General features: G+C 40.2%; 5 protein-coding genes. All 5 read right to left on the bottom strand.

Annotation, left to right across the window (positions count from 1 at the left end; translation table 11 throughout):
* Positions 1-5: 5 nt before the first annotated feature.
* Positions 6-3,137, bottom strand: coding sequence for a peptidase domain-containing ABC transporter (locus RMY31_RS27740; protein WP_322657457.1), 3,132 nt, complete (start codon positions 3,135-3,137; stop codon positions 6-8).
* Between the two features lie 261 nt (positions 3,138-3,398).
* Positions 3,399-3,998 (bottom strand): helix-turn-helix domain-containing protein, encoded by a 600-nt coding sequence (locus tag RMY31_RS27745; protein ID WP_322657458.1) that lies wholly within the window; start codon positions 3,996-3,998, stop codon positions 3,399-3,401.
* A gap of 2,603 nt (positions 3,999-6,601) precedes the next feature.
* Positions 6,602-7,039, bottom strand: a complete 438-nt coding sequence (locus tag RMY31_RS27750; protein WP_322657459.1) for a HetP family heterocyst commitment protein — start codon at positions 7,037-7,039, stop codon at positions 6,602-6,604.
* Positions 7,040-9,985: 2,946 nt separating this feature from the next.
* Complete coding sequence (locus tag RMY31_RS27755; protein ID WP_322657460.1) at positions 9,986-12,394, bottom strand: GH116 family glycosyl hydrolase; 2,409 nt, start codon at positions 12,392-12,394, stop codon at positions 9,986-9,988.
* A 212-nt stretch (positions 12,395-12,606) separates the two neighbouring features.
* Positions 12,607-14,616: a GAF domain-containing sensor histidine kinase gene (locus RMY31_RS27760; protein WP_322657461.1), complete on the bottom strand. Its 2,010-nt coding sequence runs from the start codon at positions 14,614-14,616 to the stop codon at positions 12,607-12,609.
* Positions 14,617-14,620 lie beyond the last annotated feature (4 nt).

A 14,620-nucleotide genomic window follows, 5' to 3' on the forward strand; every position in this document is an offset into this window, starting at 1 on the left:
GGTTCTCAACCTGTAGGTGCTAGTTGTTGCTGGTTGAGATAAAAGTAATGACCTTTTCTGGCAATTAATTCATCGTGAGTACCGCTTTCTACTAATAAGCCGCGATCCAATACCAGAATTAGGTCAGCATGACGCACGGTGGACAGGCGATGAGCGATGATTAAACTTGTCCGCCCTTTGAGAATTGTTTTCAGGTGATTTTGAATAATCCGCTCAGATTCAGCATCGAGGTGGCTGGTTGCTTCATCTAACAGTAATAAGCGGGGATTTCCTAGCAAAGCACGGGCGATCGCTAGCCGTTGGCGTTGTCCGCCAGATAACATACCGCCGCCTTCACCAATTTGGGTTTCGTAACCCCTTGGTAGTTGCTGAATAAAGTCATTTGCTCCTGCTAGACGCGCCGCTTCAATAATTTCTTCGAGGGTGGCTTCTGGATGAGCAATGCTGATATTTTCGCGAATTGTGCCGCCAAACAAAAAGGTATCTTGATCGACAACACCAATTTGCGATCGCAGCGATCGCAGGGCAATACTACTCACATCTTGAGCGTCAATTAATACTTTGCCATCTGTCGCCGGATATAGACCCAAAATCAATTTGGAAAGTGTAGTTTTCCCAGAACCACTACGTCCGACAACAGCTACAGTTTGCTCGGGCAGAATTTCAAAACTGAGATTTTCGAGGACATTCATATCACTTTCTGGGTGATAACGGAAAGTGACATTTTCAAAGCGAATGTGACCGCGCAACCTCGGTAACGATTGACGCGGTTGATGTTGTAAATCTTCTTCTGGCTCGGCTTCCAGAACATCATTAATCCGCTCAGTAGAAATGATTACTTCCTGCAATTGATTCCACAACACCACGAGCCGCTGAAAAGGGCGAATAATGTTACCTAACAACATATTGAAAGCAACTAATTGCCCAATTGTGAGTTGATTTTGAATCACCAACCATGCGCCAAACCACAGTAATGCTGTAGTTACCAAGGATTCGATCGCAGAACTGAAGATTTGTAATTGGTTACTAATGATCTGCCCGCTAAAGGTTTTTTTAATCACATTGTTTAGCAGTTCTTCCCAATGCCAGCGCACTGTTTGCTCGATAGCCATTGAGCGAATTGAGCGAATACCTGTAAGCGATTGAATCAGATAACTATTCTCATTGGCTGAAGCATTAAACACCTCACGGCTAATGCGGCGCAAGAAAGGTGTGGCGACCAGCGCCAGTAAAACAAAGGGCGGTACAATCAGCAAACTGAGTAATGCCATTTGCCAGCTGTACCAAAACATCAATCCTACATAGATAAACACCGTCAGCAAATCCAAAGTAATAGACAGTGCCTCTCCAGTCAGGAAGCGTTGAATTTTCTGATTTTCTTGGACGCGAGAAACAATATCGCCAACGTAACGCGACTCAAAAAATGCCAGAGGCAAGCGAAAGGTATGTTTGATAAAACCTACCAACAAAGCTAAGCTGATGCGATTGGCTGTGTGATCCAAGAGATATTGCCGCAGTCCATTAATGCCAACGCGGAATAATCCAAAAAAGATCAGCCCTAAACCTACGGCGTTTAATGTCAGAGTGCTGCCTTGGACAATTACTCGGTCTAGCAACAACTGGGTGAATAGCGGTGTAATTAGTCCAAACACCTGAATCAGCACCGAAGCGACGAAGACTTCTAAAAGCACTCGCGAATAGGGTTTGACTAAATCAAAAAACTGCCACAATGTTGTGCTTGTTTCTTCGGTGTCTTTGAGTAGGGGTGTAGGTTGCAATAACAACGCATAACCAGTCCAGCCTGCTTTGAATTCAGCATAGGTGAGAGTGCGTTGCCCGATCGCAGGGTCGCCGACAATCACTTGTTTTTTGTTGATTTCATAGACGACAATGTAGTGCTTACCTTCCCAGTGAGCGATCGCTGGTAAGGTTTGTTGCGCTAATCGATCGAGGCTGGCTTTGACAGGACGGGTAGTAAAACCAATACTTTCCGCCGCCACTGTTAAACCTCGTAGTGATGCCCCACTGCGGTTGACGTTAGCTTGCTCCCGCAGTCGATTGACACTCAAACGCTTACCCCAATAGCGACTAATCATCACTAAGCAGGCTGCCCCACAGTCCGAGGCGCTTTGTTGTTCAAAAAATGGATATCGCTTGGTCAAGCGTCCCCACCAATGACCTGCCCTCACTTTCGGACTGGGAAAGTAAGCTCGTCGTTGTCTTTGTTTTGGCTGAGAATCTGATTGCGGAAAACGCAGAATGTTGGAAGATGATGCGGTGAAGGAAGACGCGGAGATTGGAGGACGCGGGGACGTGGAGAGTGTTTGTGAGACATTTTCCGTGTCTCCGTGTCTCTGTGTCTCCGTGTCTTCTTCCGCAGTCCTCTGTCTCCCCATCTCTTGCAATTTGATTAACTCTGCCAATTGCGGCCAGTATTCTATTGCTATTTGCCAATCATCATTCTTGAGAGTGTAAATAATTGTTGGTTGTGTCACCTGCCAATTTCCTAGCTTCGGACACACATAGATGTTTCCTGGTATCAGTGTGTGCCCGTCAGTATTTAGCAGTTCTCCTCGATGTAATAGCCAGAGTTTAATGTTTTTGAATAGTTTGGCTGAAAATGAGCCATTTTCTAAGGTGTGTCGCTCGAATAAAGATAACGCTTTGAGAACTTCTTCTACAGAGCCATTGTGAGGAAGTAAACCATTCTGACAACGTAATAACAATAAATCCCAAATTTCTGCACGTTTTGTCAGGCGATCGCTAATGCTAGGATATTTGTGCATCAACTCCTGCAACGCTGCTTGTGGAACATAGCAAAGTTTTAAGTTCACAGAAGCTCTAGCAACGTAAGCATTAAACTGTTCTTCGGGAAATAAAGTTAACTCGCCAAATGATGCGCCAGTTGAGAGGGTAGTAATTAAGTTATTAAAGCTATCTAGTAGTCTGACTTTACCCCCAAGGATGATATAAATTCCCGCAGATGCTGCTACTGCTTGCCAAAACTGCTTGGCTACTGGTGGTTCGACAATTTCGACCACTGCCAAACACATATCTATTTCACTATCTGACAAAGACTCACCTAAAGTTTGGGTGAGTTGTTGCGCTAACTGCTGCTGGGAAAACGCTGATGGCATTTCCTGACCTCCAAGACAGTATTAAGCAAAAACATCTTAGAAAAGCACAGCTCTGGTAGTAGTTGTTTACAATCAACAAGAGCCAGTACGTTGCAAACACACTGCGTTGCGCGGGTTAAGAGCGTTGTAGACGGTAGCAAGTGTCCGTTAAAGTTTCCCCCGTTTCAGGCGTTCCGCCTTCCCGCAGGGTAGCTACTGGCGTTCAACAGTTAACAGTCAACACCCCACTCAAGTTAATATGCAACTTTTATGCGTAATCGCTTATTGATTAGTCCGCATTAGATTGAATGACCAATTGAAGCCAGGTTCACGATTAGATTGCAAGTCGCCAATTTTAATACCAGCATCTTGATTTTGCTCAGTTTCTTGTTGGCAGGAACTTTTGCGTTTGGTGGAAAGTCCCATTTGTTTTAACAGGCGATTAACATGGCGATCGCTAATTTCAATCCCTAACTCATTGGCTAGATGCTTGCTTAACCATTGGGCTGTCCAATAAGTAAATGCGTAACCATAATCACGAGGACTGTTGCTAACTAATTCTTTCAATCGTTCGGTATATTGAGCATTCACAATCTTGGGTCTACCTATCGGCCGTTCATTCCATTTGTGTGCTAAACCTGCTTCCGCTAACCCAACCCAGTAGCGTGCCATCTCCTGAGAACAACCTAATATTTCACAGATTTGGGTTTGAGATTTACCCATATCTGCCAATAACATAATTTCAATCCGTCGCCGATATTCTGGTTGTAAATTATTCTGCAAGTGTTTTAACAAAGTTTTTCTTTGAAAAGGTGTTAAAAACTTGCTCTCCTGTGTATCGTAGTTTTCAAAACCTTTGTCTTGACTAGAATAGTTTGACATAATTATTACCAGTTCCTGTCCACTGTAAAATCCAGGCAGTTATGCCCGTTGTGTCTGTTGCAAAAATCTCTATACTCAAAGAAATTAAAAATTAAAAAAATATCTTTAATTTTTAATTTTGCATTGAAAAGTCAGATGCGATGCCGAGTGTTTACCCCCCTGGTATTGTGAACTAGGGGAGTTATTTCTGAGCTACCGCCACTTTTAACCCTCCATATCCTGCGTTAATGTGCTGTGCCAGGATAAGAGGGTAATTAAATTTCTGGCGCATCATGGGATTTTTCTATCTTGCCAGCCAGTAAAAATTTTGTTAGAGACTGCGCTCTCAAGGGGTAAGAGTAGATATTTCGTGAATAGTAGTTAGCAAACCTGACAAAATATGCAGCAAGCATAGCTGTTGTCTTCCCTAATAAACAGCAGTTTTTGGTAAAACACCTAAAACCAGTGAGTAGTTCACTCATTAACTACAAAAATTTGACAGACTTTCCTAAAGACTGGTGTAACGCTGGTATTAGTTTCAACCAATTGCTTGAGTTGATAATTACAGGCAAGCTAGTTTGAGCCTTCTAGTCATTCCTAGTTGGAGAATGTTATTGAACTATACAAGACATGTTTATAGTTCAACCTCAAGACATTTAAACTGGTTATGTTTAGATTCCCAAAAAAGGTTGCAACCTGTTCCATGGATTGGAACCTAGAGGCAGCTAAGATCAGGTATAAATACAAATCTACTTCTTACAATAGCGTAACACTAGCTATAGTTTCATCAACTGATTGTGAAACATCTGAATTAACCTAAAAGAAAGTTTCAACTACAAAGTGACACTTCCTCACGCTGTTGTCTTACTCCACTGTTATTTTTTTAAAAATTTTTCTCTACATAGTCAATAGTTTTTAACAGGAAAGTCAGTTTTTTACGAAAACTTGATAATATTTTTACTTAAATTTCATAATTTTATTTGTCTAAAAAAAATAAGTGAATTATTGAATTGATCGTTGCCAAAACATTTAACATCGGAAATTACTGATTGAATTGTAACTGTTACTATTTAACTCTATTTTCTTCATACATAAGTTTGATATAAAATAACTATTTTTGATATTATTTGTTAGTTTTACATCTATCTCTAGCAATAAAAGTATATATTGGGCTCGCTTAATCTACTTAGGTTTTTTTATGTTTAAGTATCTATCTCTAGTATAAAAATTATATAAAGTTGCACTAAAAGCTTGAAATTTACATTCTTGAGAAGTTAGAAAATTATGGAAAAAAGTAGCCAGTACGATCCTACATACATAGAGATCGTCTCATCAACATAATCAGTGCGTCTTCGTCCTCAAATGTGTCTGGGCAAACTAGAACGCAAGGTGAGCGTGGTACACAAGTACATCAAAAACAACGTGAAACAAAGTTTTTTAGTATTTCCCTCTGACGAAATTAATTAAACACAGTTCTGCTTTGTGTTTGATGAGGAGCTTTTGGATCATCATCAAGACAATGTCAAACATCTACTGATGAAAGCTGAGGAATTGATGCAATAATACTTTGCAGTTAAATTACATACTTGTCTGGGAACCAAACTCTATCTAATTATAGGGTTGCAAATTTTTTGATATATAAAAAACTGGAAGCTGTTCAATTTTTTTAGCTTCCAGTAATTACTATATAAATCAATACAGTTCAGCTAGTGAAACTCAATTATTGAAGATCCCCTAAATCCCCCCTAGCTTAAAAAGGGGGACTTTGAATCTAATTCCCCCCCCTTTTTAAGCTAGGGGGGATCTGAGACTTAACTGAACCGTATTACTATATAAATTGCAAATTAATACGAAAAAAATAATCCTAATTGGGAGAATTAGGATTATGATTAATCCAAAGAGAAGCGTAAAAGCTATAAGTCCTATCAGCCACAACGATTAAACCGTTACGTCTTCTTGTTCCGCTCTCGGTAATAGTGCTAAAAAGCTTTTTTGGCTCAAGCAACACCAGCCGGAGTATGGAAAGTTCTATCTAATTTCCTCCACCACAGGGAAACTCGACACCAAGCATTCAAAGTTAAGACTAGGGTAAGCTGCCATTCTCACTTTTCTTAGCTCGGACTTTCTTGGAAAAAGAACCACCAGCAGTAACAGTAGCTCGTCAGTCTAAGTGTAGAAGTTATTTACTACCACAAGACACTGACTACTTCAGCAATAGCAATCAGTTAGATGTGTTTGATAGTCAGATAATCATTGATGTTATTTTTGAAAACAAATTTACTCCTTAGCATTTAAATAGTTATCTATAATTTATAGGATTTTGGTGCTAAAAAATTGCCATTTTGGCAGAATTTAGTAATAAATTAAGTGGTTAATTTGAAATAACTATCACTGTCGCAATCCTATTTAAGTTTTTTAAAATTGAAATATTCAAATTCCCAACTTATTTAATAAGTTGGGAATTTGAATATTTCACCAATGATTTAGGATTGCTATATAAACAACTTGCCAAGCTATGATTTTTGATCGGCATGGTAGACAACAAGGCACTCACGAACGGTAGAGCCAAATCTATTGATTCAATAAATTTTTTAATTGATTTCACAGAATTTCAAAGGCAAATCTTAAGCACTTTCAGGATGTGGTTCAGATTTTATGGATTGAGATTCGTGAATTTGCTTACCTAACCATTGACGATCCAGACTTCCACCACGGATTTCTGTTTTTTTCCCAACTACTTCAAGATAAGCAACATCTTTAATTTTACCTAAGCAGCTTGTCGCAATATGAGTATCACATTTGTTGTCAGCAGATGGGTGAGTATTTTTTACATTTTCCTGATGCTGTTGGTGCGATTTGTTAGCTTGGGAGTTTTCTTTGAGCAATCGGTTATAGGTGCGGTAGGGAATGTAGTGTAAAGGATTGTACCCAGCCAAACGTAGTATCAAAACACATGCCCAAGAATACTTTCCGGCTAAAATCGCCTCAACTATTTGGTCAAATTGTTCGGGATTGATTTTTTTATTGAAGTTGCCACTAATGCCGGGAATATCTTGATTCATAGTATTGGTTGTCGTGGATAAAACTAGTGAAGAAGGACGGTAGTTGCTCCACTTGGGGAGCCACTCCGTTGCGGTGAATCAGTGCTGCGGGAGAGTCACCCCTGTTGTCGGCGGAACACCTTCGCGCTGGGTATGAAGTGGTGTGAGACCCCAAACCCGCAATGTCTCCAGAAGGCAGAAGGTAGAAAGTTAGAAGGAGAAATACATAAGTTTTTTGCTTTGTTTCTATTCTGCATAGTTATTTTTCACCTACTGCGCTAGCTGTTTTGCAGTTATTAAATTAGTGCAACTAACATATTAATGTTTCAGCATTTATGATTGTTTCTGTTAAGTTTGCTGTTAATAAGGTGACAATAATGCTATAAGTTAATGCTCTTTTGGCAGCTAAATTGTAATGGGGATACAAATTACATAGCTTCATCTCAAAACTGCCCCTTTGACTTGAGGTTTCAACTGTATTTGACCTGATGATTCTTTCCATGAGCAAACCTTCAATCGTAAACTTGACTGTTTGTAATCAAGTGTGTTTACTGCTTTGCCGTAATTTTATCGATTCTTCCTAGTATTAATGAAGAAAAGGTACTACTGCTTACTGTTCCGTTGTAACTTTTGCCTAGGAGGGATAGAAAGGTAAAAATTTACCTTTTGTCATGTGATATAAGTGGCAATAAAAAATCTCCACTTGGCTTTTGGTAGATGTAGCTTTGTACCCTTTCAATGTCTAAACTGATAGCCTAATTTCTTGCCCCTGATAATTTTATTGTATAATTTTTCGCTCTAAAATTTTGAGCATATTTGTGAAGAATCAGTATATTTATGCTTTAGAAGAAAAACTATTTGTCCTTGAACATTAAGAACAATATTAGTACTTATACTATTTTTGTAGTTAATGTCATTTACCATTTTAGCAGGTTTATCAGTCAAATTTACTGAATGCATTTCGAGATTTACTTGTGTCTTGTGCAACTTTGTATTTTGTCCCATATTTGTTACATCATGAGGGGTGTAACCCCTCGTAAGATAATCATTTTAGCCTTGATTTTTTCTCAGTATACCAAGAAAAATAACCATTAATTACGTTTACAAACAACTAATCAATGTAGCAACAAAAATATTATTAAAAAAATCTAAAATATACTATTAATATGTTATTGAAAACATTTTTATAATTTGCCAAAGTAAGATTTTCATCTACATTATCTGAATCTCTTGATTGGCAAGGTTTATAGTCATAGTGTATCTGGTAACTTTGGATAAAATTTTATCGTAAATCTGGCTATATACTTAGGAAGCAATCACGTTAATTTCTAAAGCTGACATTTTGTGGTACAAGTTTATAACCTATTTTAGCCTTGTAAATAGCACATAGCAAAACATCTTCTTATAAGTGTTAAAAATAGATGCTACAAGTTCAGCCTGAACATTATTTATGTAATTCAGTAACTTTGAAATAGTGAATTTATATAAGATGTTGCTAAATTTATTCAGAAATAATTTGCAGGTATAAAGAGTAAAGGTGCAAGGTCTTGCACCCGTACTTGGGATTGATGTAGTTCAATTGGTTGAAAACCGTTGAAATACTAACTAAAACTACAGATGGAACTGTACTTGGATAAGTGGTACTTTAGACCAATAATTCCATTAATTATTGATGGTTGCCTTGCTCAACAAGAATAATTTGGCATGAGATGAGAATTCGAGCGGCATGGCAAACGTTGGAGAGACGATGAGAGATGATAAAAATGATATGATACTAACTTATCCGTTGCTGAATTTTGTTGAAAGCAGCGTTTCGATTTCATCCCAATCCGCGCATCTTACTTTAGCTCTCATTTTGCGGGAGTAGGGAGTCAAGAATAGAAATCTCTCAATTAAGCTTCTGAATGCAAATTAGTATTAGTTGCTTTTTCTATGTAAAAGTTTTGAATGTAGAATTATACCAGTAAAATTTAACCTGGGTTGACATTAGTATATTAATCACTTACTAATGTTTATAATAAAGATTTAACTAGTAATTCCAAACAATATGGATATAATTTATAAAAAATAATTTGACTTTTTAAGCAGTATTTATTAAAATTGTGTTGAGGCTATTTTTATTCATAAATAAATTTAACAATTTGTCAAAAACTTGATAGTGATTCAGTAAGGTTAAATATTTGTTTATAAAAAACATACGATACATAATAAATATTACCTTTGCCCAAAAAACTGGAAAATCAATATTTTTGCAGATAAAATTGTCAGTTTTGTACATGAGCTTGGTAATCTTATTAACACTTAATACTTCAACCTGTAGTGTTGATTTTTTAACAAAGCAGTCTGAATTGGTGAATCTAAAATCTTTCTTAACCCTACTTACTTTTTCCTTGTGTTCATAAAACAACCGGAAAATAAAATTAAAAATTGTAGATTTTTACTGTTTTATATTTAGACAAGATACCGTCCAAACAATAGATAATAAAACATCTATATAGATCGTTATGTATCTTTGGTTACTGCTTTGTAAAGGCTGAAGGACAAAATTTTATACTTTATCCCAGCCTACCTTTCAGGAACGCCAAGGGTTTACGGCAAGCCCTACTCTACCTTTCTCTTCGAGACGCTGACGCGAACGGGAACGCCAATGGCGAACGAGAACGACTTCGTCGAACGGTTTCGGCAGTGATGCTCCTACGTGGCTACCCTTCGGGTGACGCTCGTGCCTCGCTATCGCGTAGCGTCTTACGCCACTTGCTCCACTTGGGGAAACCCCTGCGTATCCGTCAGTGGCTCCCCTTGGGAGAAGACTCGCTAACGCAACCGACCGAAACCGTCAGGACTGCGACTCCCTCACCGCTTTGCGTCTACAGCCTTCATTTTTTACTCTTTCTCCACAAGCGGTCTATTTTCTTTTTAAGAGTATTGCTGTGAAATATTGGTAGGCTTTTAGTTCCTTTATTTGTACTAACCGATCGCTAGGTAAATTGCCCAAATAGCCATTGCCCGTAAATAAGTACAGGCACGGAAAGTACCAGCAGCGGTAATAGCTTCAGGAGTGCGGAATTGCAGTCCATTGTCATAAATTTGCCGCACCACAGCTTGTGTCAACTTTAATCCTTCATCCTTCATTCCCATCTGTACTAAAAAAGCTGCCAGCCCAAAATTGATACCTGTCCAAACTTCTAGAGGGTGAGTAGCTTTGGGATTTTCTGGTGAACCATCGGGACGAACACCATTAGCTGCACCAAACTGTCCGTCATAGAATTTGAGGAAACAAGCATCATAGACAGTTTTTAAGGCAGAGAGGGCGCGATCGCTCGGTACAATATCCGGTAATCCTAGTAGACGGGCGTAGAATTGTCCGCATAACTGATCTGCCATCACCACATCAGAACCACTCTCACTATCCAGGCGGTAATATTGCCCATTCCAAAGTTTTTCTTGGTAGATGGGGCGAGATTGTGCTAGCCAAGTCTCATAAGTGGATTTTTGAACCGCCAAGACACTAACATTGCCAAGGTTGTGATTTAATAAAATTTCGCTGATAGCGATCGCAGCTTCTAAAGCTGCCAACCATAATCCACCACAATAAGCGCTTACACCTTGTAATCGCCAATCATCAAAGGTTTGGTCAGGTGCGCCAGAGTTTTCCGGAATACCATCGTTATCCAGGTCAAAAGTTTTCAGGTAGTTGAGGGTTTCAACAATTGCATTCCAGCAGTCTGCTAAAAATTCCACATCATCAGCGCCTGTGAAAAGAAAATCTCTGTACACTTGCAAAACAAAGTCACAGCCCAAATCCTTCCACAAATTGCAATCCTGATAACTGGTATAGTTGGTTTTCTCCCAGACATGTTCGTTGGGTGCGCCTAAATCATGGGGTGTTGCACCTGCAACTTTGCGGACAGCGATTGGACTTTCCGCCTTAATTGTGTAGTAATAACCAATCACACGGGGGGTATTCTCACTATCAGGAATTGCCCTTGCAAAAGCACGCATTACTGATTTTTCGAGCTCTGGAAACAATAGCAGCAGTCCAAAAGAACCATACAACCGCACATCTAGACTTTCGTACCAGCGGTAATCTAAGCACTCTAAGACCGCGAACTGACCGATGGGATCGCGTTCTGATGCAGCACTCCAGAGAGTACCGCCGCTAGTAAGGTCATAAAGCTCATTAAATAGAGCCATTTTGAACCAAGCAGGTAAATCTTCTCGGTCAAGAATCGGTTGTTGCCAGTTTTGAATTTGTTGTTGCCAAATTTGGTATTGTTCTAAAGCAGTAGAAGCGATCGCCCAAGCATTTTGACCAGTGTTACCAAAAAAGTTTGTATATCTGCGGTAATAATTAACTCCCGCTGCAAATTCTGTTACAGGTAAATCCCAAGCGAGAACAAAGGGGATTTCCAAAGTTTCCCCTGGTTGGAGAGTGAAACGGAGAGCGATCGCAGCCCCTAACTGTGTATTTTCTGCTGCGGTCGTTGTGTCAATAAGATTGGGTAAAGAGCCATTTGCACCAAAGTTGTGCCACACATCCTCACCCGTACCTACAGGATTCCACCGGGTATGGTGAAATACTTCGAACTGAGGATGTTTCAGCGTGGCAATGCACCAAGTTCCGTCCCCTTCCTGTAAAGATTCGTCGCTACCAACCCTACCTAACACACAACCAAAGTATTGTGTATTTTCAACTATCTGGTTATAGTTACCTTTACTTTCGCCCCAGCGTGGCTGATACTCGTAAACCGGACTACCATCATCGCGTACTCGTACTTCAGGAGACTTGAGGGCGTTAGTAAACCAGCCCACCATATTTTGCCAAGTCAGCATGATACTGAGTGTAATAGGTGCATCTGTGGGGTTGTGGGCATTCCAGCGAAACACTGCCACAGGATAGCTAGTCTCTTGGTAATTTCCTGCCCAGATAGGCGAAAACTGCTCGCAGGTTAACTTTGCTTGAAATACGTTTTCGTAGACAAACCAGCTGCGCGGGTATAGCGCGTGATATGTACCTGTTCTCTCTCTTATAGAAGGTGCTGGATACCATTGCCATGCTTGAAGAATGCCATCCTCTGGAGGTTGAGTACACAAAGCATAAGCTTGAGAAGATTTGCTATGAGACTCAAATACGCTAAATTGACATGCGGGTACATTTTTGAAGATATGCTCACCGCCGTCAATGTGCCACAGGTTAAAGTCTCCCCGCGAAGAACGACCGATGCAACCTGCACCAAAGCCACCCAAGGGCATACCATGCCAAGGGCCATCATCAATATTACTTGCGTAGCGGACAGTATATGGTTTATCCCAACCTAAACCGATGGGACGATTCCAAGTGTAAGAGGGAATTTGCGGGGAGGTTTGATTTATCATCACCTGATGTCACAGCGTGCAGTTACGCTAAGGAAGCTTAACGCGATGTGTAATTTTTCTCAAGCAATTTGTTCAGCCAAGTATTTTATCTACAACTCTCAGGCGTTGAACTTCAACTTGTGTCCTTAGGGATTTCCAAATCAATATCTAATCGCTGGGGTGCAGAGGGGCAGGGGAAGAATGATTCACTACTAACTCTTGTACAGACGCGATTAATCGCATCTCTCAGCACTCAGTACTTTCATAGGCTGGGGTGGTATCCAGATAGTAAAAATTGAACCAATACCAACTGTGGATTCTACTTCAATTCGACCGCGATGGAGTTGCACAAGTTGTTTGGTTAAAGCTAAACCAAGTCCTGTACCTTCGTAGCGGCGGCGATAGGGTGTATCGAGTTGTTGAAATTTCTCAAACATCAGTGGTAATTGTTCTTGGGGAATACCAATTCCCGTATCTTCCACTTGAAAAATGGCAGTGTCATCTTCTACCCACAGACGTAAGGTAACACTGCCACCTTCGGGGGTAAATTTAATGGCATTAGTCAATAAATTCCAGAGAATTTGTTCGATTCGCCCTACATCAGCGGTAAAGCGATCGCGCCGAGGATCTATTTGCAAATCAAGTTTCAGATTAACTTGTTCGCTGATTGCTTTTTCTGACAGTGACTCTAAAGTATTTTCTGCTATATTTACTAGGGAAAATTCAGTAATATTTAACACTGCCTTGCCAGCCTCTATTTGCGATAAATCGAGGATGTCATTAATCATTTCTAATAAATGTTCGCCACTGTCATGGATTGTTTGTAAATAATCCCGCTGTCGTTGACTCAACTCACCTAATGGCCAGCGTAACAAAGTAGAAGACATGCCGATTACATAAGTCAAAGGTGTGAGCAATTCATGGCTAATGGTAGCTAAAAATTCGCTTCGCAGGCGGCTAGCAGCTTCGGCGGCGAGTAGGGCATCGCGTAATGCCATTGTGCGCTCAATTACTCTTTGTTCGAGAGTTTGTTTTTCTTGAGTCAGCGATCGCATTAACTCAGCTTGATGAATAGCGATCGCTAATTGTTCTGCGATGGAAGTCAGCAAACTTTTTTCACTCTCAGTCCACTGGCGTGAATCATCACACTGATGACCAATTAGCAGTCCCCAGAGTTTCTCTTCAAATATAATTGGTGCTGCTAGCTTTGCCCGAACTTGGCTTTCTCTTAAAAAATTCAACAAACACTCTTCTAGCGCATAAGCTTTTTCGACATCATCCACAGCTAAGGTAAATCCTTGCCGATATTTCTCCCAACATGGAGAAGTTCTCACAAAGCAATTTTTTTCCGTGTAATGCAATACTGATGGGATAGCATCTGTGGCACGCGCTTCATAGACAATACAACCCCCATAATCCTGCCAGTTTTGTATCGGGGTTTGGAGCGAGATTTGACCGTTAAGCGTTGCGTGTTGGTTGACTCTTGAACCCTCAAATTTATATATTACTAATCTGTCTAATTCTAAAAACTCACGTACTTGAGCAATTGCCGTTGCCATAATGACTGGCAAATCTAAACTTTTGCGGATTTGGGTTGTAACTTGATTTAACAACCGCTCTTGGGAAACCTGTTTTTTCAAGGCATCTTCTACTGGTTGACAAACATAAATCTCCGGCTTAGTTACACTTGAAGGTTCTGTCAATTCCTGATTTTGCAGTGGCAGAAGATATTCCAATAACAACAATGTAAATTTACTTTGGAGCGTAGCATCATTAATACCAACAAGTTGCCGATAGCGTTCGAGATTTTGGTGAGTATGTGAATCAGACTCAAACAAATCTCTCAATTTCGCAATAAAGGAAGCGATCGCCTCGAAATTAAATGTCAGGCTAGCATAGAGTGCTGAGTGAAGAGTTAGGAGGTCTGTTCCTGCTCCTCTGCTCGCGCCAGTTGCTACAACGGAGGGAACCTCCGCAACGCACTGGCTCCCCTGCTCCTCTGCTCCCCTGCTCTCCTCCTCTTGATTGCCTACCAAGAGCGCACTAAACCCCTCAGAAATCACCAGCGTAAACCTTTGATATTGCCACTCTACAGGTATACGAATCCGTGCTAGTACAGCCTCTGTAAGTATCAGAGTATTATTTCCCACCCCTTGAGCCATCTGCTGCAACAATTCTCCAAGTTGATTAAATACAACTAAAGGCAAGTTTCGAGAAAAGCTCAAATCAGGGGAACTAAGCATTTTC

This window comes from Dendronalium sp. ChiSLP03b (genome assembly GCF_034531165.2).
Classification (GTDB): domain Bacteria; phylum Cyanobacteriota; class Cyanobacteriia; order Cyanobacteriales; family Nostocaceae; genus Dendronalium; species Dendronalium minutum.

What these genes read in the sequence shown, in the direction of transcription:
- RMY31_RS27740 (WP_322657457.1), bottom strand. Translation starts at nt 3,137, where the DNA reads ATGCCATCAGCGTTTTCCCAGCAGCAGTTAGCGCAACAACTCACCCAA.
- RMY31_RS27745 (WP_322657458.1), bottom strand. Translation starts at nt 3,998, where the DNA reads ATGTCAAACTATTCTAGTCAAGACAAAGGTTTTGAAAACTACGATACA.
- RMY31_RS27750 (WP_322657459.1), bottom strand. Translation starts at nt 7,039, where the DNA reads ATGAATCAAGATATTCCCGGCATTAGTGGCAACTTCAATAAAAAAATC.
- RMY31_RS27755 (WP_322657460.1), bottom strand. Translation starts at nt 12,394, where the DNA reads ATGATAAATCAAACCTCCCCGCAAATTCCCTCTTACACTTGGAATCGT.
- RMY31_RS27760 (WP_322657461.1), bottom strand. Translation starts at nt 14,616, where the DNA reads ATGCTTAGTTCCCCTGATTTGAGCTTTTCTCGAAACTTGCCTTTAGTT.